The 23,776-nt window shown below is 71.9% G+C and carries 18 protein-coding genes and 1 pseudogene; 11 read left to right on the top strand and 8 right to left on the bottom strand.

Annotated features, from left to right (window positions below):
* The first annotated feature begins 79 nt into the window (after positions 1-79).
* On the top strand, positions 80-3,388 hold the full coding sequence (locus tag SAM23877_RS42140) for a DNRLRE domain-containing protein (protein ID WP_159042003.1): 3,309 nt from the start codon (positions 80-82) through the stop codon (positions 3,386-3,388).
* Between the two features lie 69 nt (positions 3,389-3,457).
* On the opposite strand, the gene SAM23877_RS27960 is transcribed toward SAM23877_RS42140, so the two are convergent.
* Both SAM23877_RS27960 and SAM23877_RS41440 read right to left on the bottom strand, forming a co-directional pair.
* Positions 3,458-3,937 (bottom strand): hypothetical protein, encoded by a 480-nt coding sequence (locus SAM23877_RS27960; protein WP_244903007.1) that lies wholly within the window; start codon positions 3,935-3,937, stop codon positions 3,458-3,460.
* Positions 3,938-4,375: 438 nt separating this feature from the next.
* Positions 4,376-4,648: pseudogene (locus SAM23877_RS41440) on the bottom strand (PucR family transcriptional regulator); the annotation flags it as partial.
* Between the two features lie 242 nt (positions 4,649-4,890).
* Here SAM23877_RS41440 and SAM23877_RS27965 point away from each other — a divergent pair.
* A complete protein-coding gene (locus SAM23877_RS27965) occupies positions 4,891-6,126 on the top strand; it encodes an IS701 family transposase (protein ID WP_079030482.1) in 1,236 nt (411 codons plus the stop codon).
* Between the two features lie 129 nt (positions 6,127-6,255).
* Here the strand turns inward: SAM23877_RS27965 and secD are convergent, their stop codons facing one another.
* The 4 genes from secD to SAM23877_RS27985 all read right to left on the bottom strand — a co-directional run bounded on the left by secD (position 6,256) and on the right by SAM23877_RS27985 (position 11,058).
* A complete protein-coding gene (gene secD, locus SAM23877_RS27970) occupies positions 6,256-8,583 on the bottom strand; it encodes a protein translocase subunit SecD (RefSeq protein ID WP_244903082.1) in 2,328 nt (775 codons plus the stop codon).
* 235 nt (positions 8,584-8,818) lie between these two features.
* Entirely contained in the window at positions 8,819-9,232 is a 414-nt protein-coding gene (locus tag SAM23877_RS27975; RefSeq protein WP_053139099.1) for a hypothetical protein, read from the bottom strand.
* 111 nt (positions 9,233-9,343) lie between these two features.
* Positions 9,344-10,102 carry a response regulator gene (locus tag SAM23877_RS27980; protein WP_079030483.1) on the bottom strand — a complete coding sequence of 253 codons (759 nt, stop codon included), beginning with the start codon at positions 10,100-10,102 and terminating at the stop codon, positions 9,344-9,346.
* A 2-nt stretch (positions 10,103-10,104) separates the two neighbouring features.
* Positions 10,105-11,058 (bottom strand): HAMP domain-containing sensor histidine kinase, encoded by a 954-nt coding sequence (locus tag SAM23877_RS27985; protein WP_053139101.1) that lies wholly within the window; start codon positions 11,056-11,058, stop codon positions 10,105-10,107.
* Between the two features lie 340 nt (positions 11,059-11,398).
* Here SAM23877_RS27985 and SAM23877_RS27990 point away from each other — a divergent pair, with 340 nt between their 5' ends.
* From SAM23877_RS27990 to SAM23877_RS28005, 4 genes are all read left to right on the top strand, one after another.
* Entirely contained in the window at positions 11,399-11,725 is a 327-nt protein-coding gene (locus SAM23877_RS27990) for a TraR/DksA family transcriptional regulator (protein WP_053139103.1), read from the top strand.
* Positions 11,726-11,771: 46 nt separating this feature from the next.
* Positions 11,772-12,143, top strand: a complete 372-nt coding sequence (locus SAM23877_RS27995) for a TraR/DksA family transcriptional regulator (RefSeq protein ID WP_053139104.1) — start codon at positions 11,772-11,774, stop codon at positions 12,141-12,143.
* Positions 12,140-12,958, top strand: a complete 819-nt coding sequence (locus SAM23877_RS28000; protein ID WP_053139106.1) for an acetate and sugar kinases/Hsc70/actin family protein — start codon at positions 12,140-12,142, stop codon at positions 12,956-12,958. Before SAM23877_RS27995 ends, SAM23877_RS28000 begins: the two co-directional genes overlap by 4 nt.
* A gap of 464 nt (positions 12,959-13,422) precedes the next feature.
* On the top strand, positions 13,423-14,067 hold the full coding sequence (locus tag SAM23877_RS28005) for an Rv1733c family protein (RefSeq protein WP_053139109.1): 645 nt from the start codon (positions 13,423-13,425) through the stop codon (positions 14,065-14,067).
* A 6-nt stretch (positions 14,068-14,073) separates the two neighbouring features.
* Here SAM23877_RS28005 and SAM23877_RS28010 read toward each other — a convergent pair whose 3' ends face one another.
* Positions 14,074-14,862 (bottom strand): hypothetical protein, encoded by a 789-nt coding sequence (locus SAM23877_RS28010; RefSeq protein ID WP_053139111.1) that lies wholly within the window; start codon positions 14,860-14,862, stop codon positions 14,074-14,076.
* 162 nt (positions 14,863-15,024) lie between these two features.
* A complete protein-coding gene (locus SAM23877_RS28015) occupies positions 15,025-16,725 on the bottom strand; it encodes a PucR family transcriptional regulator (protein WP_053139113.1) in 1,701 nt (566 codons plus the stop codon).
* A 299-nt stretch (positions 16,726-17,024) separates the two neighbouring features.
* Here SAM23877_RS28015 and SAM23877_RS28020 point away from each other — a divergent pair, with 299 nt between their 5' ends.
* The 5 genes from SAM23877_RS28020 to SAM23877_RS28040 all read left to right on the top strand — a co-directional run bounded on the left by SAM23877_RS28020 (position 17,025) and on the right by SAM23877_RS28040 (position 23,768).
* Positions 17,025-17,915 (top strand): FAD binding domain-containing protein, encoded by an 891-nt coding sequence (locus SAM23877_RS28020; protein ID WP_053139115.1) that lies wholly within the window; start codon positions 17,025-17,027, stop codon positions 17,913-17,915.
* Positions 17,915-18,502, top strand: coding sequence for a (2Fe-2S)-binding protein (locus SAM23877_RS28025; RefSeq protein ID WP_053139117.1), 588 nt, complete (start codon positions 17,915-17,917; stop codon positions 18,500-18,502). The genes SAM23877_RS28020 and SAM23877_RS28025 overlap by 1 nt, the downstream gene beginning before the upstream one ends.
* Before the next feature lie 2 nt (positions 18,503-18,504).
* Positions 18,505-20,889, top strand: coding sequence for a xanthine dehydrogenase family protein molybdopterin-binding subunit (locus tag SAM23877_RS28030; RefSeq protein WP_053139118.1), 2,385 nt, complete (start codon positions 18,505-18,507; stop codon positions 20,887-20,889).
* Positions 20,890-21,108: 219 nt separating this feature from the next.
* Positions 21,109-22,566, top strand: coding sequence for an NCS2 family permease (locus SAM23877_RS28035; protein ID WP_053139119.1), 1,458 nt, complete (start codon positions 21,109-21,111; stop codon positions 22,564-22,566).
* Between the two features lie 50 nt (positions 22,567-22,616).
* The gene (locus SAM23877_RS28040; RefSeq protein ID WP_053139120.1) at positions 22,617-23,768 is read left to right on the top strand and encodes an XdhC family protein; all 1,152 of its coding nucleotides are present in this window, start codon (positions 22,617-22,619) and stop codon (positions 23,766-23,768) included.
* Positions 23,769-23,776: the final 8 nt, after the last annotated feature.

Here is a 23,776-nt window from a genome sequence, read left to right on the forward strand (position 1 = left end):
GTTTCGGTCATCTCATCTCGCGAACGGTCGCAAGTGATCACGCAGACCTACTGTGCCTGCAAACGTTGCCGAGTGAAGAATGGGCGTGCGGTTGGTGCACACGCGAATATCGCGTACCAGAAAAAGACGGACGGGACAGCTGGCGGTGGGTGCTGCTCTGCTGGTCCTCGTGGAAGGCTCCCTCGCTGTGGGGGTCGCGGGCGCTGCTCCACAGTCCGTGTCAGAGGAGACCTCCACGGCACAGCCCGCGAAGCGGCCGTCCGGCGCCACGGACAGCCAGGCAGCCGCGAGGAAGAAGGCGCTACGGGCCAAGGGCTCCCTCGGCTGGGCAATTGCTCAGGCGAAGAGCAGCGGCAAGAAGATCGCCGCGACTGACGAGACGACCGCCACGACATCCACGGTGGCCAACCCGGACGGCACGGTGACCACTGAACTCACCGCAGGCCCCGAGCGGGTGTGGCGGGACGGTGCCTGGCGGAAGGTCGATGTGACCCTCATCAAGTCCGCCGACGGCTCGGTGCGAGCTAAAGAGCATCCCAACGGCCTGCGCCTTGCGGGGAAAGGTGGCTCCCGGCCCAAGTCGATCAGCGCCGCGCAGGGTTCTTCAGCGCGCGACCTGGTCACTCTGGGCAGTGGCGAGGACCGCGTCACTCTCCAGTGGAAGGGCGGACTGCCCGAACCGCAACTCGATGGCACACGCGCCCGCTACCAGGACGCAGTCCCCGGCGCGGATGTGCTCGTCGAGGCGACACGGACCGGCTTTGAGCAGTTCGTCGAGATAGCCGAGAAGCCGGCCAACGGAAACTTCGCGTATACGCTGCCGCTCCAGGCCAAGGGCATGACTGCCAAGGCCGGCAACGACGACTCGGTGGTGTTCACCGACGCCGAAACCGGCGATGTGCGTGCCACCATGCCCGCACCGGTGATGTGGGACTCGGCCGTCGACAAGGTGTCCGGCGAGCACACTCGACGAGCACGCGTGGGCATGGAGGTCGTGGACAAGGGGCGGGGCGAGATCGACCTGGTCGTCACCCCAGATGCCGACTTCCTCGCCGACGAGAAGACGCAGTACCCGGTCACGGTCGATCCCTCCACCTCCGCCCTCGCCAGTGCCTTCGACACGTACGTGCAGCAGGGCGAGACGGTCGACTGGTCCAACGACGTCGAACTCGACCTCGGCAACCCGGGAACCACCAACGCGGACGGAACGCCCCGCACCGCGCGCTCCTTCATCACCTGGGACACCACTCCCATCCAGGACGCGCTGATCATAGACACGAACCTGTCGATGTGGAACTTCCACTCCGGCAACACCAACTGTTCCGTTCAGGGTTGGACGGTCTGGGACACGAGTGCACCGTCGACCTCGTCACGGTGGACGAACCAACCGACGTGGAAGCAGCAGTACCACTCGTCCACCGAGACACGCGGAAACCCGGGCTGCACCGGCAGCCAGCCGGACGGATGGATCAACGCCGACGTCGACACGCTCGTGCAGACCTGGGCGTCCGCCAAGGCGACCCGCGGACACATGGGCCTGCGCGCGGCCACTGACGCCGTCACTGCCTGGAAGCGTGTCAACTCGGCTAATGCGTCGACGAATCAGCCCAAGCTGACGGTCACATACAACTACCGGCCGCAGGACGGAACGGCCCAGCAGGCCGGCCCGCCCTTCAGGTCCCACGAGGGCGTGTGGGGGGTCAACACCCTCACCCCGACCCTCAGGGACAAGTTCGAGGACGCGGACGGTGACCGGGTCAGCGGCAGCTTCCAGGTCTACGACGCGGAGACCAACACGCCGATCACCACCCCGGCCGGGGACGGCGTACTCATCTCCGAATACGTGGAGCCCGGCGAATGGGCGACCGTGCAGGTCCCGGACGAACTGACGGACGACAAGGCGTACAAGTTCCGCACCAACGCCTACGACGGCACCCACTACAACCTGGGCTGGTCCCCGTGGCGGACGTTCGTCGTGGAGACCGCAGCGTCCGGCGTGCCCACCAACCTCCAGCCCGGCGACTCCTACACGATCAATGACCCCGAATTGATCGCCGATCCCGCTCGGATCGAGGAAGTCATGAACCGGGACGGTAACCTCGAGGCCCTTGGGGTTCTGCCGCGCACCGGGCCTTCGGCAGCCGAGCCGACGGAGACGAAGGCCGTCTGGGAGCGTACCTACACGGCTCCCAGCGACCGGTTCATACGCGGTCGCAAGCCGGAGAACAACGGGCTCGACCCGTACGACTACATCGCCGACATCGACGAATGCGTGAATGCCGACGACTCCGACAACAGAGCCGGCTGGATCAAGAACCGCTTCTCGTACTGCCAGGAGACCCTGACAGTCATGCCGGCCATCCGCTGTGGTCTGTGGCCGCCCGGGTGCTACGTCAAGGGCCTCTTCATCTCACGGAACACACTCATTGGGTACGGAAAAATCGGCGGCCTCGACGCCAGCCCCTACACCCGTTACGTCGAGTTCGACTTCAACATCGACGTGAAAACCACCAACGGCGACTTCAGCAAGCCAGGATCCAAGCTGAAGGCCACCCTGGAATGCGAGGGCGACTGGGCCATCGGAGTCCCGTCGACGGCCAGGGATGAGGACGCGTGTTTCACCGGACTCTACGAGGGCCGTGAGGACTCCCCCAACCAGTGGAACGCCAACGGCGACACCAAATTCGATCTGTGGTCATTCGCACCCAAGATGCCCAACGTCGCCGACGGCGACCAGATCGCCACGGGACTGTTCACACCGATCCTCGAGTTCACCATCCCGGGCTACGGTCAGGTCATTCCCTCTGAAGGCGAAGAAGGAGAGGTGCGCTTCGACAGCGCCGCCTACAATCAACGGGCACAGCTCGGGTCCGTGTTCCCCGACGCCACACCCGCCTTGCGCTACGACAGAAGTGACAAGAGCGTGCCCAACACAGCCGGCGAGCCGTACCTCGGAGTTGCCGCGGCGGCGGACCACATCGGCGACACCCTCGATGACCCGAGCAGCACCTACCCGACGAAAACCGACAAGAATATACCCGGCGGGGATCCCTTGGACCCGTTGCACCGCCTGGTGCCGGGCTATGGGGTGACCGAGCGGGACCGCTATGACGCCAATCGTGCACTCGTCTCATCCACCTGCAACAGTAGCGGCATGCCAGGACGACCCGCCGAAGGGGAGAGTCTCGACTGCGACGAATTCCCCTTCGCGTCGAGCTACGAGGGCGCTGCCCGTCACCAGTACGAAGGTGACCAGTACCGCAACGACTTCTCTGTCCGCTACATCGACCCAACAGAGAACCAGGAAGCCGGTCGTCGTCTCGGCGCCTGGTACGACAACGACCGCATTCTGAGCCACGACCCGTACATCATCCGTATCGGCGACTGAACGGGAGCGGTCCAGTCACACCGACAGTATTGCGGGGCCGACCGACCACCGGCCGGCCCCGCAACCTAGCTACTCAACGGAGATGCGCCAGATTTGCACGAGACAGTACAGATCCCTGTCCTTCAGCCTCTCGTCCCGCACCGAAGGAACCTCCAGGGTGCGCCACGAGAGCGGTGAGGTGAAGGGACCACTTTCGCTGTTGAACATCCACTGCCACCGCATCCTGAACAGGCCGGGCGAGGGCAGGGTCAGCGGGACCTCTTGCCGCCCCCCGTCGATGGTGTAGATGGCCAGGTCCCCACTGGGAAGTCGCATCTCCACCTCCTCTCGGCCGAACCACTGAGCAATCTCTTCTCCAGGGAGAGTGGACCAACTCTCCAGCCGCACGGTGGCCCGAACCACCTGGGACGGTATCTGCATGTACACGAGACCAGGAGCGGAGAGCAACCACTTCGCGGAATCCGCCTCCACCCCAGGGGTATCGACGGATGTGTCGTACACACCGAAGACGCCATCGCTTGGAGAAACACGGGCGTCGAATGCGTCCAATAGCCTGCTCAAGAGATACCTCTCGCATCGACAGTTGAGTCGCGAGCAGCATATGCGGCAGCAACCTGTTCTCCGGCCGCCGTCTCCGAGCGTGGACGACCGGCAGGGGCGCGGCGAAGCGTGGCACACAGAGCTCCGAATTCGTGAGCGCCACGCACACGCGAGTCGAGCCCCCTGACACGGACGCCCCTATAACGCGGGGGTGCAAGACACCGGTCTGGACCGGGGTGAAAACCTCGCGGGCCGCGTATCGCTTGAGGCACCGGATGGTCTCACGTCGGGTCTTGCCCACCTGGGTGCGTCGTTCGTCGTGCAACTGGGGACGGGGATCGTGGCGCAGGCGGCTGAAGACGATGCGGTGCGGGGCGGCGTTGGCCTGGCGGTCGCCGCCGTAGTCGAGTCGGCGTGTGCGCCGTCGGCCGGAGGAGTATTCGATGGGTCCAGCTGCCGTGCGGTCGCGTCAGGCACGGTCCTGAGCATTGCGAGGGCTCGGGCACACAGGTCTGCGAACGCGTCCACGTCGGCGCTCAGCACCAGCTCGGGCAGATGGTCCTCGGTGTCGCGGATATCAGAGGAGAGGGAGCGGGCGCGTGCGGCTCGTGCGTACGAGGCGGACACACGAGTCCATGGCCGGGCCTGGCCGACCACGCCGGTGCGGTCGGTCAGCTGCCGCAAGAGATGTGATCGGTCGACATCGGGGACGAACAGCAGCGGCGGCGAGCAGGTCGTTCTCGCGCCCCGGGCCACCGAAATCGGGCATACCCTCCAGTCCGAACCAATGCACCCGCGCCCGCACCGCTGGGTCTGTCGGGTTCGGACGCCGAGGACCTCGCGCTGTACCGGCAGAAGTTCGAGGGCCGGCTGCCGCAGTCGCTGGAGGAACTGCACGGCCCGGCACTAGTAGTGCTTCGTTACGTTGAGTGATCTCGGTTGGTGGTGGGCAGCCTTCCAGGGTGAAGCTGGGGGAAGTGGAACGGCTCCGGGGCGAGTTAGCGGGGTTTGTTGCCGATGTGTTCGGGTCGTTGCCGCGTCGGGATCAGCGGCGTTGGGGCGAGTGTTATCTGCGGGGCCTGATGCTCGATGGCCGGCGGAAGTCGGTCCAGCCGATGGCCGAGCGGCTGCCGGACGGGAACATGCAGGCCCTGCAGCAGTTCGTGAACCAGTCGCCGTGGGACCCGCTGCCGGTCAGACGGCGGACCGCCGAGCGGATCGCCGAGGTGATCACGCCCGAGGTGTGGGTTGTCGACGACGTGTCGTTCCCCAAGTGCGGCACCGCGTCGGCCGGCGTTGCACGCCAGTACTGCGGAGCCGTCGGCAAGCGGGCGAACTGCCAGGTCGCGGTCAGCGTCCACGCCGCCACCGACACCGCGTCCTGCCCGTTGAACTGGCAGCTGTATCTGCCGCGCGAGTGGACGGACGATCCGGACCGATGCCGCAGGGCGGGAGTACCCGACGACATCGTCCACCAGGAGAAATGGCGTCTCGCGCTCGGCCTGCTCGACACGCTCGGCGAGTGGCAGCTGAAGGCGCCGGTGGTGGTCGCCGACGCCGGCTACGGCGTCAGCACCCCCTTCCGGATCGGTCTCGAACAGCGTGGGCTGTCCTATGTTCTCGCCCTGACCGGGAAGGAAGTCGCCCACCGGGAGGATGCCGAGCCGCACCAGCCCGCTTACGGCGGGCTCGGTCCGCCGACGCTGGCCCGCTACCGCACTTCGCCACGAGCCGTCTCGGTCCTCGCGGTCGAGGCCGGCGCCGGCCGGTTCACCGAGGTGACCTGGCGACAGGGCAGCAAGGGCCCGATGGCCTCACGGTTCGCGGTGCTGACCGTGAGGCCTGCGGGCAAGCAGTCCCTGGCCTCAGCCCAGGAGGCGGGCGGCGGCCGCAGCAGGTGGGACGGCGTCCTGCCCACCCAGACACTCCTGGTCGAATGGCCGGAGGGCCACGACGCTCCGACCGGGTACTGGATATCGAATCTGCCCGCCACCACCCCGGTCGCTGACCTGGTGCGTTGGGCGAAGATGCGCTGGCGGATCGAGCACGACTACCGCGAACTCAAGCACGGTCTGGGCCTGGACCACTTCGAGGGCCGCACCTGGCGCGGCTGGCACCACCACGTCACGCTCGTCACCGCCGCTCAGGCATTCCTCACCCTCAGGCGGCTCGACCCAAAAGCCCACACACCGGCCTGACCCTCTACCAGGCCCTCGACGTTCTTCAGGACCTCCTGAGGTGCTGGACCGGTGCCTGCACCACCTGCGGACGGCCTCTACCCAACCCACAAAGCCGCCGCAGACAGCCCAGAACCTAACGAAGCACTACTAGACCTCCCCCTGGGAAACCTCCTGCCGTCGTGGGCGCCGGCTTCCCGGCTTCTCCGCGGTGGGATCCGCCCGCCCCGCGCGGCGCGGGGTGCGGCGCCCGGTGGCCCGGCCGTGCAGCTCGACGGCGAGCGGAGCCGCGGTGAACACCGACGAGTACGTGCCCACCACCACGCCGATCAGCAGGGCGAGGGCGAAGTCGGTGAGCGAGCCCTCGGCGAGTACGGCCAGGGCGGCCAGGATGAGCACCGCGCCCGTTCCCGTGTTGACCGTGCGCGGCAGCGTCTGGAGGATCGCCCGGTTGGCGAGCCGGGCGAAGGGCGTCCCGCGGTCCTTCCCGAGCAGCTCCCGGACGCGGTCGAACAGGACGACCGAGTCGTTGACCGAGTAGCCGACGACCGTCAGCAGCGCGGCCAGGAACACCCCGTCGATCGGCTTGCCGAGCCAGGCGAACACACCCACCAGGACGACCACGTCGTGCGCGAGCGCTCCGACGGCGGCCGTGCCGAACAGCAGCCGGAAACGGGCGGCGAGGTACAGGAGCTGGGCGCCGAGGGCCAGGCCGAGGGCGATGAGGGCGTCCCGGCGCAGCTCCTCGCCGAGGCTGGGCCCGATCAGCTCGTCGCGGACCTTCACGGTGTCGCCGCCGAGGGCGCCGACGGCCCCGGTGACGGCTGCCGCCTCGTCGTCGGTCAGCTCCTCGGTGCGCACCGTGAGCCCGTGGTCGCCGGAGGACTGGACGACCGCGCGCGGGAAGCCGGCCTCGGCCAGGGCCGTACGGGCCCGTTCGGGGTCGACCTCGGTGGCGGTGGAGTACTCGATGAGCCGTCCGCCGGTGAACTCGATGCCGAAGTCGAGTCCGCGGGCCAGGACGCCCGAGCCGGCCAGCACCAGGACGGCGCCGGAGGCGGCCAGCCAGCGACGGGGGCGGCGCATCAGGAACGGGTCGCGGCGCAGCAGGGCGTCGCGGACCGGGCCGGTGCCGGCGATGCCGGTGAGGTGGGGGCGGCGGAGGACGGACGGGCGGCTCGCGGCGAACTCGGTGAGCACCCGCGTGATCACCAGGGCGCTGACCATGGAGGCGAGGACGCCGATGCCCAGGGTGACGCCGAAGCCCTTGACCGGGCCGGACGCGAGGAAGAACAGCAGGGCGGCGGCGATGAGCGTGGTGATGTTGGAGTCGGCGATCGCGCTGAACGCGCTGCGGAAGCCGGCCGTCAGCGCGGAACGCGTACTGGGCCGGCCGCGGGCGGCCTGCTCCTCGCGGGCGCGTTCGAACACCAGGACGTTGGCGTCCACCGCCATGCCGATCGCCAGGACGAAACCCGCCAGCCCGGGCAGGGTCAGGGTCGCGCCGATCGCGGCCAGGGCGGCGTAGGAGATGAGGCCGTAGCAGAGCAGGGCCACGGCCGCGAGGGCGCCCATGAGGCGGTAGACGGCGATGATGAACAGCGCGGTCAGCGCGGTGCCGACGACGGCGGCCCAGGTGCCGGCCGAGATCGCCTCGTCGCCCAGCGTGGCCCCGATGGTGCGCTGTTCCACCGTCTCCACCGGGACGGGCAGGGCGCCGCCCTCGACGAGCAGGGCGAGTTCGCGGGCCTCGGCGTCGTCGAAGGAACCGGTGATCCGGGTGGAGCCGCCGGAGATGCCCGCTCCGCAGGCCACCGACGGGTCGACCTGCGGCGAGGAGATGATCTTGTCGTCGAGCACGATGGCGATCCGGCGCCGGTCGTCACCGGCCGGGTGGCAGGCCGCCTCGCCGGTCACCCGGGCCCACCGGTCGCTGCCCGCGTCCTCGAAGTCCACGGTGACGTGCCACCCCGCGCCGCCCTGCTGGTCGAAGCGGGCGTCGGCGCCCTTGACGTCCTGCCCGGTCAGGGCGGCGCCGTCGAGCCGGAGGGGCCGGCCGGACTCGTCGGGCAGCACGCGCTCGCCGGACCGGTCGGAATCGGCCTTCCCGGCTTCCCCGGCCTTCCCGGCTTCCCCGGCCTTCCCTGGGTTTCCGGCCTCCTTCTCCGCACCGGTGTCACCCGCCTTCCCGGTCACCTCGGCCGGGCCGAGGACCGAGTGGACGGTGAGCTGCGCGGTGCGGCCCAGTACGTCGGCCGCCTGCTGCGGATCCTGGACGCCGGGCAGTTCGACGACGACGCGGTGGTCACCGGAGCGGACGATGGTCGGCTCGGCGACGCCGAGCGCGTCGATGCGGCCGCGCAGCACCTCCACCGTGCGGTCGGTGGCCTCGGCGTCCGCGTCGGTGGTGGGGGTGGAGCGGGTCTCCAGGACGATCTGGGTGCCGCCGCGCAGATCGAGTCCGAGGCGGATCGGCATGGTGACGGCGATGCCCACGGCCACGGCCAGCACGGCCAGGGCGATCAGCGCACGGGTGCGCAGACCGTCGGACCGGGACCGGGACCGGGACTTCGACCGGGAGCGGCCGCGGGAACGTTTCGACAAGGGGATACGGGAGCGCTGCAACAGGGGCCTCCGGCGGGCACGCCGCGGCAGCGGCCTGCGCGGCCGCGGCGGAAGAGGAAAGGGACGGGTGTACGCGTCGCGTACGTGCTCAGGTGCCGGAGGGGGCGGGAGGTGCCCGGCCGCGGTCGTGATGTGTGCGGCCGGGGGAGAGGGCCACGGCGCCGGACCCGGCGGGGGTGCGCCCGCCGGCGGCCGGGGCGGCGCCCGCGGAGCGCGGGGCGGTGGCGGGGCGGTCCGGCGGCGCCGGGCGCTCACCGAGGTGGTCGTGCCGTGCCCTGGCCCGGTCGGAGCAGGGCGTGGCGCAGCCGTCGTCGGCGTGGTGGTCGGCGGCCGGGTGCGGGGCGGTCGTCACCGCGTGGGCCGGTGGTGCCACCGCTGCCGCGCCGCCCGTGCCGGTCGCGGACCCGGCCGGGACCAGGGTCAGCAGGACGGCCAGCAGCGCGGTGAGCGCCGCCGCGAGCGGGTGGACCGTCGCGGGGGCGGTGCGACCTGCGGGGCGCATGCACCGTCCCCTCTCGTCAGGGTGTCGTGTGAGCCGGACCGTCCGGCGGAAGGGGAGCCCGGGGCCCCGGCCCGGGAGTGGGTGGCCGGAGCCCCGGACGGATCAGGGGCGTCAGGGTTCGATGAGGCCGGCGCGGATGGCGTAGCGGGTGAGTTCCAGACGGTCGCGCAGACCGAGCTTCTGCAGCAGGTTCGCCCGGTGCCGCTGGACGGTCTTGACGCTGATGAAGAGGATCTCGGCGATCTCCTTCGAGGAGTGGCCCTCGGCGACGAGCTTGAGGACCTCCTCCTCCCGGGGCGTCAGGATGTGGTCGGCGCTCTCCTCGCCGTGCCGGACCCGGTCGAGGTAGTTGCGGATCAGGGCGGTCACCGCGCCCGGGTAGAGGAAGGGCTCGTCCCGCATCGCGGCCCGGCAGGCGGCGACCAGATCGCGGTCGGCGACGGACTTCAGGACGTATCCGCAGGCCCCCGACTTCAGCGCCTGGAACAGGTACTGCTCGTTGTCGTGCATCGTCAGCATGAGGATGCGCAGCCCCGGCTTCAGCGCGGCCAGCTCGCGGGCGGCCTGCAGACCGGTCAGACGCGGCATCGCGATGTCCAGGACGGCCAGGTCGACGGCGTTCGCCCGCGCCATCTCGATCGCCTCCGCACCGTCCCCGGCCTCGGCGACCACCTCCAGGTCCGGCTCCCGGTCGAGGATGAGCCGTACGCCGCGGCGCACCAGCGCGTGGTCGTCGGCGAGCAGGATGCGGATCCGCGCCGGGTCGGACGCGGGCCCGGGGGACCCGGGCGCCGTCGACGCGGCGGACGCGGTGGTTCCGGAACCGGACGGCTCGGGCCGGGAACGGTCGGGCAGGGACGGGTCGGGCATGGTCAGGGCTGCTTCCTGGGGACGGGTGCGGTGAGCCGGACGCGGGTGCCGGCGCCGGGAGCCGAGGTGATGTCGAGGGCGGCCCCGACGAGCAGGGCCCGTTCGCGCATGCCGCGGATGCCGGCGCCCTCGCACGGCGCCTCGATCCCGCGGCCGTCGTCGCCGATGGTGAGCGTCACGGCGCCGTCGGCCCGGGCGAGGCCCACCTCCAGCCGCCGGGCGTCCGCGTGGCGGGCGGCGTTGGTCAGGCTCTCCTGCGCCACCCGGTAGAGCACCAGCTCGGTCTCGTGGTCCAGTGCGGGCAGGTCGGCGTCGAACCGGCGTACCACCCGCAGCCCCGTGTGGGTCGCGAAGTCGTGGGTGAGCGAGGACAGCGCGCTGATCAGACCGAGATCGTCGAGGACGCCGGGCCGCAGCCGGCGTACCAGGCGGCGGACCTCGTCCAGGCTCTCCCGGGTGATCTCCTGCGCCTGTTGCAGCTCCGAGCGCAGCGGTTCGTCGGCGTCGTCCGCGGAACGCCCGAGGACCAGCAGGATCGCGGTCATGCTCTGCCCGACCTCGTCGTGCAGCTCCTGGGCGATACGGCGCCGCTCCGCCTCCTGGGCGAGCAGGACGCGGGCACTGCTGGTGGCCCGCTCGTGCTCCAGCCGGTCCAGCATGGCGTTGAAGGTGCGGATCAGCTCGGGGACCTCACCGCCGCCGGCCACCGGAAGCCGCTGGCCCGGGCGGAGCAGGTCGACCGTGGTCATCAGCTTCGTGAGCCGGTCCAGCGGTGCCAGGCCCCAGCGCAGCAGGGCGCCGTTGGCCACCAGCATGACGCCCAGCCCGCCCACCAGGATGACGGCCTCGGTCAGCAGGACCGGCACGGAAACGGTCACCGGAGCCCACAGCAGCAGGGCCGTGGCGAAGCCCAGCACCACCGCGTTGAGCCCGAAGATCCGCCAGAACAGGGACACCGGGGGGTACGCCTCCTTCTGCGACGCGACGACTGGTACGCCTCCACTGTCGGCCATCGCGCACCCTCGGGGGGAGACGCGGCCCGGGTCGCGACCGAGCAAGCGACCAGCGTGCCCCGCCGCGCACCGCCTGGTCGATGGGGGCCGACCCCCATTTCCGTGTCGCGGCACACCCATACGGCCGCCCCCGTGTGCCGCCGCGTGGATGCTCGGGCCCCGGGCAAATGGGGCCCGCGCCCGATGGGTTTCCCCCGCCGGCCCGGCCAGGCTGGAAGACGACCGGGCCCGATCGGCCCGGCGTCCGCCCTACCCGCAGATCCTTCCGAGAAGAGGACGCACCGTGTCGCTCGACGCCTCCCGCACCGAACCCCGCCCCGAGCGGCTGACCGCTCACGAGGCACGCCAGCGCCTCGAACACGCGCGCAACACCCGGCTGACCCAGCTTCAGGCCCTAGGGGAGAGCGGCCAGGCGGACGACCAGCTGACGGTCGCGCAGAAGGACGCCATCGAGCGGGTGCTCAAAGAGATCGAGGCGGCCTTCGCGCGGGTCGACGGCGGCAGCTACGGCACCTGCCTGGGCTGCGGGAAGCCCGTCCCGGGGGAGCGGCTGGAGATCCTCCCCTACACGCGGTACTGCGTCGCCTGCCAGCGCCGCGCCGCCGCCTGACCACCGTCCGTCCGGCCCGCGTCTCCCGCCCTGCCCGAGGGGTGAAGTGGTGAACAACCCGATCATCGACGACCACGACACGCGCCTGTCGCCCGAGGACCTCGCGGTGCTCCGGGACAGCCTGCGCGAACAGCGGCTGTTCCGTGAGGAGCAGCTGCGGCAGATCGCGACCGTACCGGCCCGCGCCGACGAGGCGCGCCGGCGGCGGTCCGCCGCACAGACCGAGGTGCGGGCCGAGCTCGCCGCCTCCGCGCGCATGGTCCTCGCCGACGTGGAAGCGGCGCTCGACCGCATGGCGAGGGGCCGCTACGGCTCCTGCCACCTGTGCCGGCGTCCCGTCGACCGCGAGCGCCTGATGATCGTGCCGCAGGCCCGCTACTGCGCTCGCTGCCAGCAGGTGAGGGAGGCCGGACGATGACCGCCGTCCGCCTGCCCTCCTACTCCCGGCGCCTGCCGTGGCCGCTGCCCTGGCACCGCGGCGGCGTCGCCCTCGACATGGGCAGCGCCCGGACCCGCGCCTGGGTCGCCGGGCGGGGACTGATCCTCGACGTGCCGACGGTGACCTTTCCGGGCACCGGGGCGGTGTACCCCGTCCAGCGCGGCTCCCTCGTGGACACCGAGGGCGCGGCGCGCATGCTCGGCCGGCTCCTCGCCCACCGGCTGCCCCGCTTCGCCCGTCCGCTGGTCGTGCTGACCGCGCCGGTGCTGGACGGGTACGCCTACCGGACGCAGGCCCGGACGGCCGTGGAGGTGCTGCGGCCCCGCGGTGTGCTGACCGTCCCGAGCGCTCGGGCGGTCGCCCTCGCGGCGGGGGCGGACCTGTCCCGGCCGCTGCTCGTGGTGGACCTCGGCGCCCGCCTCACCGAGGTGGTGCTCCTGGTCGACGGCGCCGTCTTCGACGCGCGCCGCGCCGCGCTGGGCACGGGGGACCTCGACGAGGCGACCCCGTCGGCGGCGATCGGCGAGGCGGTCGCCGACATGACGACCTCGATGCTGCGGCAGGACCGCACGTCCTTCACCGTCGACGCGCTGGGCCGGGGTCCGCTGCTGGCGGGGGGAGGCGCCCTGCGTCCCGAGATCACCTGCCACCTCGCCGACGTGCTGCACACCCCGCTGCGCGCCGTGCCGGCCCCGCACACGGCCGCCGTCCGCGGTGCCGCCCAGCTCCTGGCGGCCGCGCACTCCCACCCGCCCGTCACGGGCACGGACCCCCCGGCCGACCACCCGCACTGACCCGAATCCACCCGGCGCCCCGACGCGGCGGGCCCGCGAACCGCACCCGACCCGACCCGACCCCCACGATGCGCCCGGCCGCAGGACAGGCCCAGGGCCGGTGGCCCGGCCGACCATGGGCCGCCCGGTTCCGGTGGCTCGGGTCCGGCGTGGGCCGCTCGACTCCGGGGGCCCGGCGGGCCATGGGCCGCTCGGATCGGGCGGTTCGGTCGACCATGGGCCGCCCGGTTCCGGTGGCTCGGGTCCGGCGTGGGCCGCTCGACTCCGGGGGCCCGGCGGGCCATGGGCCCCTCGGGTCCGGCGGTTCGGTCGGGCGGGGGCCTGCTGGGGGCCGCCGGCGCGGCCGGGCGGGGCCCCCTTTCGGCCCCCCGACGTCGAGACCGTCCCGACGTCGAGGCCGTCCCGCCGTCGAGGCCGTCCCGCCGTCGACGGCCCGGCTGACCGATCCTGGAAGGAGGCGCACCGTGGCCGGCGAGACACCCCGGGCACAGCCACCGCCCCTCGATCCCGTGCCCGCTCCCGAAGGGCACCCCCACCACGTGCTGTGGCGGTGGCGGCGCAACCCCCTGCGGCGCCGCACCGACCGGCTGCACGCCTGGATCGCCCTGGGCCTGCTGCTGGCCGTCCTGGCGGCGGCCCCCGCGGCGATGTTCGCGGTCGGCGACGCGGCCCACCGCCACTACCGCGCCACCGCCGAACAGCAGGCACGCACGCGGGACCACCGCCCCGCCGTCCTCGTCCACGACGCCCCGCGCCATCCGGAGCCGGGGTCGGCGGAGGCGAAGAGGACCCGGTACCCGGTCGAGGTGCGGTTCACCGGCCCGGACGGAGCGGCCCGGACCGGGGAGACCGACGTCGAACCGGGGCTGCCCGCGGACAGCACCGTCCTGGTCTGGGTCGACGCGGCCGGAGAGATCACCGAACCGCCGCTGACCGGCGACCAGATCCGCAGTCGCGCGACGGGCTGGGCGATCCTCGCCTTCCTGGGCGTGGCCCTCACCGGCCTCGCCGCCCACGGGGTCACCGGCATGGTGCTGCACCGCGTCAACCTCGCCCGGTGGGACGCGGCCTGGGCCGTCACGGAACCGCGCTGGAGCAGGTCCTCCTGAGCACGCTCACGCGGTCGCCGCGCCCGCGGCCGGCGGTGCCAGGTGCCGGGCCAGCCAGGTCGGCACACCGCCGAGCAGCCGGACCAGGCGCCGCGCCTCCTCCCGCAGCCGCGACGCCTCCGGCTCCGACTCGGCGTCCGCGAGCGAGACCAGCGCGGGTGCCGTACCGACCAGGTACCCCAGCTCCTCCCGGATGCGCAGCGACTCGGCGAAGCCGTGCCGGGCCTCGGCCATCTCTCCTTCCCGCAGGGCGAGTCCGGCGAGATGACGCCAGGTGGCGGACTGCAGCAGCGGGTCGCCCTGCGCGGTGGCGCCGGCGTGGGCGCGCCGGTACGCCGCCTTGGCGGCCTGCGGCGACCGGGTCAGGTTCTCCGCGAGCAGCCCCCGCCGGAAGTCCAGCAGCGCCCGCCCCCTCGCCCCCGGCGCGATCAGCGCCGCCGCCCGGCCCAGCGCGGCCCGCGCCTCGTCGGAGCGGTCGCGCACCCCGTGCACGGTGGCGGCGTAGGCCAGTTGACCGCGTTCGCAGGCGGCGGCCCCGCGCTCGTCGTCGCTGTCGGCCAGCGCCTCGGCGGTGCGCAGCGCGTCCTCGGCGTCCGCCCAGCCCTGCTCCGTGTACAGGCACCGCTCCACCAGCAGCGCGGTCCGCTGCAACGCGGTGGCCGCGGTGACCGGCTCCAGCAGGGCCGCCGCGTCGGACCAGCAGGCGCGCGAACGCAACCGCCACACGGCGGTCTGGAGCGGATCGTCACCCTCGGTCGTTCCCCAACCAGAACCAGCCATGGCGGAATGCGCCACGTCGCCCTCCCCTTAGCACGCCATCGAGCTCTCGAGTGGTGGCCGCATCTCAGCACGGATCCGGCGGCCCGGCCAAGGGGATGGGTGAAACTTTTCACAAAGTCGTGGGACTTGACGGCCCGCGGGTTCGGGACCGTCGCGGGCGGGGTCGCGTCCCGCGGCTCAGCTCATCCGCAGTGCCAGGAAGAAATCCAGCTTGTCCTCCAGGCGCGACAGATCACGCCCCGTCAACTGCTCGATCCGCCCGACGCGGTAGCGCAGCGTGTTGACGTGCAGATGGAGCCGGGTCGCGCAGCGCGTCCAGGAGCCGTCGCTGTCGAGGAAGGCCTCCAGGGTCGGGATCAGCTCGGCGCGGTGGCGGCGGTCGTAGTCCCGCAGCGGGTCCAGCAGCCGGGCGGTGAAGGCCCGGCGCACGTCGTCGGGGACGAAGGGCAGGAGCAGGACGTGCGAGGCCAGTTCCTGGTGGCCGGCCGCGCAGACCCGGCCGGGGCGCGCCGCCGCGACCCGCCGCGCGTGCCGCGCCTCCTCCAGCGCGCCGCGCAGCCCCTCCGCCGAGTGCACGGCGGCGCTGACGCCGAGCGTGACCCGCCCGTCGCCGTCCAGCCCCGCCGACAGCGGCTCCCGTACGGCCTCCAGGAGCACGTCCGCGAGGATGCCGGTCTCGGAGCCGTCGTGCTCGGTGGAGACCGCCGGCAGCGGCACGAGGGCGACGGCCTCGTCGCCCGTGTGGGCCACGGCGATGCGGTCGGAGTGCTCGGGACCCGTGGCGAGCGGGTCGACGAGGATCTCCTCCAGCAGGGTCTGGGCGACCGGACCGGTCTCGGAGTCGTCGTTCTCCCACTCGACCCGGGCGACCACGACCTGCCAGTGCGGGGCCGCGCCGAGGCCCGGCAGCAGTACCGGCGCCGCGACCCGCAGCCGCGCCGCGATCTCGGCGGGCGCGGCACCCGTCTGCACCAGCTCCAGGACCTCCTGCGCGAGCCGCCGCCGCACCGTGCGCGCCGCGTCCCGCCGGTCGCGTTCGACGGCGATGAGCTGCGTGACGCCGTAGAGCAGGTCGAGCCGCTCCTCGGCCCAGTCCCCGGCGTCCGCTTCCACCACCAGCAGCCAGTCGGACAGCACCGTCTCGCGCACGTCCCGCGCGGCCTGCGGGACGCGCGCCGCGCCCGCCCCCGTCGAGCGGTGCCCCGAGGCACGCACCGGGAAGAGGCTGTACGCCGTCGGGCCCAGGAACACCCGGTGGGGTGCCCGCCGGCCCGCCCGGGTGGCCGCCAGGTGCTCCGCCGCCAGCTTCGCGCACACCTCGGACGGCAGCACGGGACCCGCGTCCTTGGGGCCCGCGACCGGCCGCCCGGTCGGCGAGAGCACCCAGGCCCGCAGGTCCAGGTCCGTGCCGAGCAGGTCGAGGACCACGTCGGGGCCGCCGCCCGCGGGGCCGGAGGTCATCATCCGGCGGTGCCGGTCGACCACGGCCGCGAGGTCCCCGGCCCGCTCGCCGGAGACCTGGCGGACCACGTGCTCGGTGATGGTCGCGAAGGCCACCGACTCGTTCACCGCGAACAACGGCAGCCGGTGCCGCGCGCACGCCGCCACCAGGTCCTCCGGCACGCTCCCCAGCTCCGCCTCGCCGGCGGCCAGGGCGGCCACGCCGGACTGCACGAGGAGGCGGACGAACGGCTCGGAGTCGGCGGCGTCCCGGCGCCAGGCGAGGCCGGTGAGGACCAGCTCCCCGCCGGAGAGGTAGCGGCTGGGGTCCCGCAGGTCGGTGGTCATCACGCCCCGCACGGAGCGGTCCAGCTCGTCCTCGCCGCCGAGCAGCTTGAGGCCCAGCGCGTCGGTGTCCAGCAGTGCGCGCAGCCGCATTCTCGTCGCCGCCGTTCTTTGTCTCGAAGTGTTCCAGGTCACGCGGCTGTGTCGCCCGATTTCCGGAGGGACCATAGGAATGTCAGGAGGTTACGGAGGGCCTCCTTTCATACGAATCTACAAGATGCCCGTGCTGGCCAGCCAACTCCTTCATGGTTTCTGCGACTGACCCTGGTGGAGCAGCGGGCGGTGTACTGAGGCCACTCCACGTGAACAGCACATGAACGAGCCGGGCCCGCCGCACACGGATTGGCTCAATCTGCACGACCACCAGACGAAGACGAAGAAGAGAGCCGGTCATGGACTTCCTTCGCCCCGCCAGCTGGGAGGAGGCGCTCGCCGCGAAGGCCGAGCACCCCACCGCTGTGCCGATTGCGGGTGGCACCGACGTGATGGTCGAGATCAACTTCGATCACCGCAGGCCCGAGTACCTGATGGACCTGAACCGCATCGGCGACCTCTGCGAGTGGGAGGTCGGCGAGGACTCCGTGCGGCTCGGCGCCTCCGTCCCGTACACCCGGATCATGGACAGCCTCCGCACCGAACTCCCCGGACTCGCCCTCGCCTCGCACACGGTCGCCTCCCCGCAGATCCGTAACCGCGGCGGCGTGGGCGGCAACCTCGGCACCGCCTCCCCGGCCGGCGACGCGCACCCCGCGCTGCTCGCCGCCGGGGGGGAGGTCGAGGTCGAGTCGGTGCGCGGCAAGCGCCTCATCCCGATCGACGAGTTCTACAAGGGCGTCAAGCGCAACGCGCTCGAACCCGACGAGCTGATCCGCGCCGTGCACGTCAGGAAGGCCGACGGCCCGCAGCAGTTCTCCAAGGTCGGCACCCGCAACGCCATGGTCATCGCCGTGTGCGCCTTCGGTCTCGCCCTGCACCCCGAGACCCGCACGGTCCGTACCGGCATCGGTTCGGCGGCCCCCACGCCCGTACGGGCGAAGGCCGCCGAGGAATTCCTGAACGCCGCGCTCGAAGAGGGCGGCTTCTGGGAGAACGGCAAGATCATCACGCCGTCGGTGGCCAAGCAGTTCGCGGACCTGTGCTCCGCCGCCTGCAACCCGATCGACGACGTCCGGGGCACCGCGAGCTACCGCCGCCACGCGGTCGGCGTCATGGCCCGCCGGACGCTCACCTGGACCTGGGAGTCGTACCGCGGCGCCCGCCACACCACGGAGGGAGCCGCGTAATGCGCGTCAACTTCACTGTCAACGGACGTCCGCAGGAAGCCGACGACGTGTGGGAGGGCGAGTCCCTCCTCTACGTCCTGCGCGAGCGGCTCGGCCTGCCCGGCTCCAAGAACGCCTGCGAGCAGGGCGAGTGCGGCTCCTGCACGGTCCGCCTGGACGGCGTCCCGGTCTGCGCCTGTCTGGTCGCGGCCGGCCAGGCGCAGGGGCGCGAGATCGTCACGGTCGAGGGCCTGGCCGACTTCGCCCAACAGCGCGCCGAGGGCTGCGCGACCGGCGCCTGCGGCGGCCAGGGGACCTCGCTCGACGAGGCCAAGCGCTGGCAGGCCGCGGGCAGCGACTCGCACACCGGCGAGGGCACCGAACTCGCGCCCATCCAGCAGGCGTTCATCGACGCCGGCGCCGTCCAGTGCGGCTTCTGCACGCCCGGCCTGCTGGTCGCCGCCGACGAGATGCTGGAGCGCAACCCGAACCCGACCGACGCGGACATCCGCGAGGCGCTGTCGGGCAACCTGTGCCGCTGCACGGGCTACGAGAAGATCATGGACGCGGTCCGGCTGGCCGCGGCCCGCCAGTCCGAGGGGGTCTGAGCATGGCTGCCAACGGCGCACCCACCAAAATCACCCAGGGTTCGAAGACCAAGGGCGGTATCGGCGAGTCGACGCTCCGCCCGGACGGCACCCTCAAGGTCACCGGCGAGTTCGCGTACTCGTCCGACATGTGGCACGAGGACATGCTCTGGGGCCAGATCCTGCGCTCCCCGGTCGCGCACGCCGAGATCCTGTCCATCGACACGGGCGAGGCCCTCGCCCTGGCCGGCGTCTACGCCGTCATGACCTACGACGACCTGCCCACCGAGGTGCGGAACTACGGCCTGGAGATCCAGGACACCCCGGTCCTCGCGCACGGCAAGGTCCGCCACCACGGCGAGCCGGTCGCCATCGTCGCCGCCGACCACCCGGAGACCGCGCGCCGCGCCGCCGCCAAGATCAAGGTGGAGTACCGGGAGCTGCCCGTCATCACCGACGAGGCCTCCGCCACCGCCCCCGACGCGATCCTCGTCCACGAAAACCGCGACGACCACCACATCGGCCACGTCCCGCACCCCAACATCGTGCACCGCCAGCCGATCGTCCGCGGCAACGCCGACGAGGCCGCCAAGAAGGCGGACGTGATCGTCAAGGGCGAGTACTACTTCGGCATGCAGGACCAGGCCTTCCTCGGCCCCGAGTCCGGCCTCGCCGTGCCCTCCGAGGACGGCGGCGTCGAACTGTACGTCGCCACCCAGTGGCTGCACTCCGACCTGAAGCAGATCGCCCCGGTCCTCGGCCTGCCCGAGGACAAGGTGCGGATGACGCTGTCCGGCGTCGGCGGCGCGTTCGGCGGGCGCGAGGACCTGTCGATGCAGATCCACGCCTGCCTGCTGGCGATGCGCACCGGCAAGCCGGTCAAGATCGTCTACAACCGCTTCGAGTCCTTCTTCGGCCACGTCCACCGCCACCCCGCGCGCCTGTCCTACGAGCACGGCGCCACCAGGGACGGCAAGCTCACGCACATGAAGTGCCGGATCGTCCTGGACGGCGGCGCCTACGCGTCCGCCTCCCCGGCGGTCGTCGGCAACGCCTCCTCGCTGTCGGTCGGCCCCTACGTGATCGACGACGTGGACATCGAGGCCATCGCCCTCTACTCCAACAACCCGCCCTGCGGCGCCATGCGCGGCTTCGGCGCGGTCCAGGCGTGCTTCGCCTACGAGGCGCAGATGGACAAGGTGGCCAAGGAACTCGGCATGGACCCGGTGGAGCTGCGCCGGATCAACGCCATGGAGCAGGGCACGATCATGCCGACCGGCCAGCCGGTCGACTCGCCCGCCCCGGTCGCCGAACTCCTGCGCCGCGTCAAGGCGATGCCCATGCCGCCCGAGCGCCAGTGGGAGTCCAGCGAGGGCTCCGACGTACGGCAGCTGCCGGGCGGCCTGTCCAACACCACGCACGGCGAGGGCGTCGTCCGCGGCGTCGGCTACGCGGTCGGCATCAAGAACGTCGGCTTCTCCGAGGGCTTCGACGACTACTCCACCGCCAAGGTGCGCATGGAGGTCGTGGGCGGGGAGCCCGTCGCCACGGTCCACACCGCCATGGCGGAGGTCGGCCAGGGCGGCGTCACCGTCCACGCGCAGATCGCCCGCACCGAGCTGGGCGTCACGCAGGTGACGATCCACCCGGCCGACACGCAGGTCGGCTCGGCCGGCTCGACCTCGGCCTCCCGGCAGACGTACGTCACCGGCGGCGCCGTGAAGAACGCCTGCGAGCTGGTCCGCGAGAAGGTCCTGGAGATCGGCCGGCGCAAGTTCGGCTCCTACCACCCCGCCTGGGCCACCGCCGAGCTGCTCCTGGAGGCCGGCAAGGTCGTCACCGACGGCGGCGAGGTCCTCGGCGACCTGGTCGACGTCCTGGAGGGCGAGGCCGTGGAGGTCGAGGAGGAGTGGCGGCACCGGCCGACCGAGGCCTTCGACCTGCGCACCGGCCAGGGCAACGGCCACGTCCAGTACTCCTTCGCCGCGCACCGCGCCGTCGTCGAGGTCGACACCGAGCTCGGCCTGGTCAAGGTCGTCGAGCTGGCGTGCGCCCAGGACGTCGGCAAGGCGCTCAACCCGCTCTCCGTGGTCGGCCAGATCCAGGGCGGCACCCTCCAGGGCATGGGCATCGCGGTGATGGAGGAGATCGTCGTCGACCCCAAGACGGCGAAGGTGCGGAACCCGTCCTTCACGGACTACCTGCTGCCCACGATCCTCGACACGCCGACCATCCCCGTCGACGTGCTCGAACTCGCCGACGACCACGCGCCGTACGGGCTGCGCGGCATCGGCGAGGCACCCACCCTGTCGTCCACCCCGGCGGTCCTCGCGGCCATCCGGAACGCGACCGGGCTGACGCTCGACCGCACGCCCGTACGACCGGAGCACCTCACCGGCAAGGCGTGAGCAGGCCCTCCGGGCGGCGCACGGAACGTCACACACTCCGCGCCGCCCGGAGCACATCCCGGGTTCCGCTCCGCTCGCGGGCCTCGTAGCGCCACACGCACACGTACCACCACCCATGCGTTCGTCTCGGGCCGTCCCCCGGGTCGTGCACATCCCAAATCCCGCAGCCGCCCCAGCGGACTCGCGCGGGTGCCCCTTTGAACCTTGGGAGACGGCCCCATGACCCAGCAGTCAGTGGAGCCCAAGACCACCGCCGAGGAGGCGGGACCGGGTTCCCGCGTCCCCGCCGGCAGGTCTTGGCTCGACCGGTACTTTCACATAACCCACCGAGGATCCACGGTCGCGCGTGAGGTGCGCGGCGGCATCACCACCTTCATGGCGATGGCCTACATCGTCCTGCTCAACCCCGTGATCCTGTCCGGCAAGGACGCCGCCGGGGACACCCTGGGCCAGAAGGCCCTGATCACCGCGACGGCGTTCGCGGCGGCGCTGACCACCCTCCTGATGGGCTTCGTCGGCAAGGTGCCCCTCGCCCTGGCCGCCGGACTCTCGGTGTCCGGAGTGATCGCCGGGCAGGTCGTGCCCCAGATGACCTGGCCGCAGGCCATGGGCATGTGTGTGATGTACGGCGTGGTGATCATGCTGCTCGTGGTCACCGGGCTGCGCGAGATGATCATGAACGCGATCCCGCTCGCCCTCAAGCACGGCATCACCATGGGCATCGGCCTGTTCATCGCGATCATCGGCCTGGTGAAGGGCGGCTTCGTCCACGCGGGCGAGGCGACCCCGCTGACCCTCGGCCCCACCGGCGAACTCGCCGGCTGGCCCGTCCTGCTCTTCGCGGGCACCCTGCTCCTGATCTTCATGCTCCAGGCGCGCAACACCCCCGGCGCGATCCTGATCGGCATCATCACCGGCACCGTCGTCGCCTCCGTGCTGAACGCCACCGGGGTCATCGACCCCGCGCAGTGGGCCAACGGAGCGCCCGAGCTGCACGGCAGCGCCGTCTCCATGCCCGACTTCTCGCTCTTCGGCGAGCTCGAGTTCGGCGGCTGGGGGGAGGTCGGCGCGATGACGGTCGGCATGATCGTCTTCACGCTGGTGCTGGCCGGGTTCTTCGACGCGATGGCCACCATCATCGGCGTCGGCACCGAGGCCAAGCTCGCCGACGACAAGGGCCGCATGCCGGGTCTGTCGAAGGCGCTGTTCATCGACGGCGCCGGCGGTGCCATCGGCGGTGTGGCGGGCGGCTCCGGCCAGACCGTCTTCGTCGAGTCCGCGACCGGCGTCGGCGAGGGCGCCCGCACCGGGCTCGCCTCGGTCGTCACCGGCCTGTTCTTCGCGGCCTGCCTGTTCTTCACGCCGATCACCGCGATCGTGCCCCAGGAGGTCGCCTCGGCCGCCCTGGTCGTCATCGGGGCGATGATGATGATGAACGCCCGGCACGTGGACTGGGCCGACCGGGCCACCGCGATCCCGGTCTTCCTGACCGTCGTCCTGATGCCGTTCACGTACTCCATCACGGCGGGCGTCGCGGCCGGCGTCATCTCCTACGTCGCCATCAAGGTCGCCCAGGGCAAGGCCCGGGAGATCGGCGCGTTCATGTGGGCCCTGACGGTGATCTTCGTCGTCTACTTCGCCCTCAACCCGATCGAGAGCTGGCTGGGCGTGCACTAGCCGCCGCATCGGGAACCCTTCCCCTACCTCTCGTCCAAGGAGACCGACAGATGCTGGACATTGCCGAAGAGCTGAACCGGTGGGTCGAGCAGGGACGCGACGTCGCCGTGGCCACCGTGGTGGCCGTCGGCGGCAGCGCCCCCCGCCAGCCCGGAGCCGCCCTCGCGGTGGACGCCGGCGGCACGGTGATCGGCTCGGTGTCCGGCGGATGCGTGGAGGGGGCCGTGTACGAGCTGTGCCGGCAGGCGCTGGAGGACGGCGAGACCGTGCTCGAGCGCTTCGGCTACAGCGACGAGGACGCCTTCGCCGTGGGTCTGACCTGCGGCGGCGTCATCGACATCCTCGTCACGCCGGTACGGGCGGCCGATCCCGCCCGCCCGGTGTACGCCGCCGCGCTCACCGCCGCCGCGCGAGGTGAGGCGGCGGCGGTGGCGCGGATCGTGAGCGGTCCGGCGGAACTGACCGGCCGCGCACTCGTCGTCCACCCGGACGGCTCGCACGAGGGCGGTTTCGGCGCCCACCCCGAGCTGGACCGCACGGTGGCCGCCGAGGCCGGCGCCTTCCTGGACGCCGGACGCACCGGCACCCTGGACATCGGAGAGCAGGGGTCGCGTTGCGGAGCACCGCTCACGCTGCTGATCGAGTCCTCCGTCCCGGCGCCCCGCATGATCGTCTTCGGTGCGATCGACTTCGCCTCGGCCCTGGTCCGGGCCGGCAAGTTCCTCGGCTACCACGTGACGGTGTGCGACGCGCGCCCCGTCTTCGCCACCGCCACCCGCTTCCCCGAGGCGGACGAGATCGTCGTCGAGTGGCCCCACGAGTACCTGCGGCGCACCGAGGTCGACGCGCGCACCGTGCTGTGCGTCCTCACCCACGACGCCAAGTTCGACGTGCCCCTGCTCAAGCTGGCCCTGCGCCTGCCGGTGGCGTACGTCGGCGCGATGGGCTCCCGCCGCACCCACCTGGACCGCAACGCCCGCCTGCGCGAGGTCGGCGTGAGCGACCTGGAGCTGACCCGCCTCAGGTCGCCCATAGGCCTCGACCTCGGCGCCCGCACCCCCGAGGAGACGGCCCTCTCCATCGCCGCCGAGATCGTCGCGACCCGGCGCGGGGGCACCGGTGCCTCCCTGACCGGCGCGCACACCCCCATCCACCACGACGGCCCCACGGCACCGGCCGGACGCATCGGCTCGGTGGCGTAGGGCCGACA

It is taken from the genome of Streptomyces ambofaciens ATCC 23877 (assembly GCF_001267885.1).
Classification (GTDB): domain Bacteria; phylum Actinomycetota; class Actinomycetes; order Streptomycetales; family Streptomycetaceae; genus Streptomyces; species Streptomyces ambofaciens.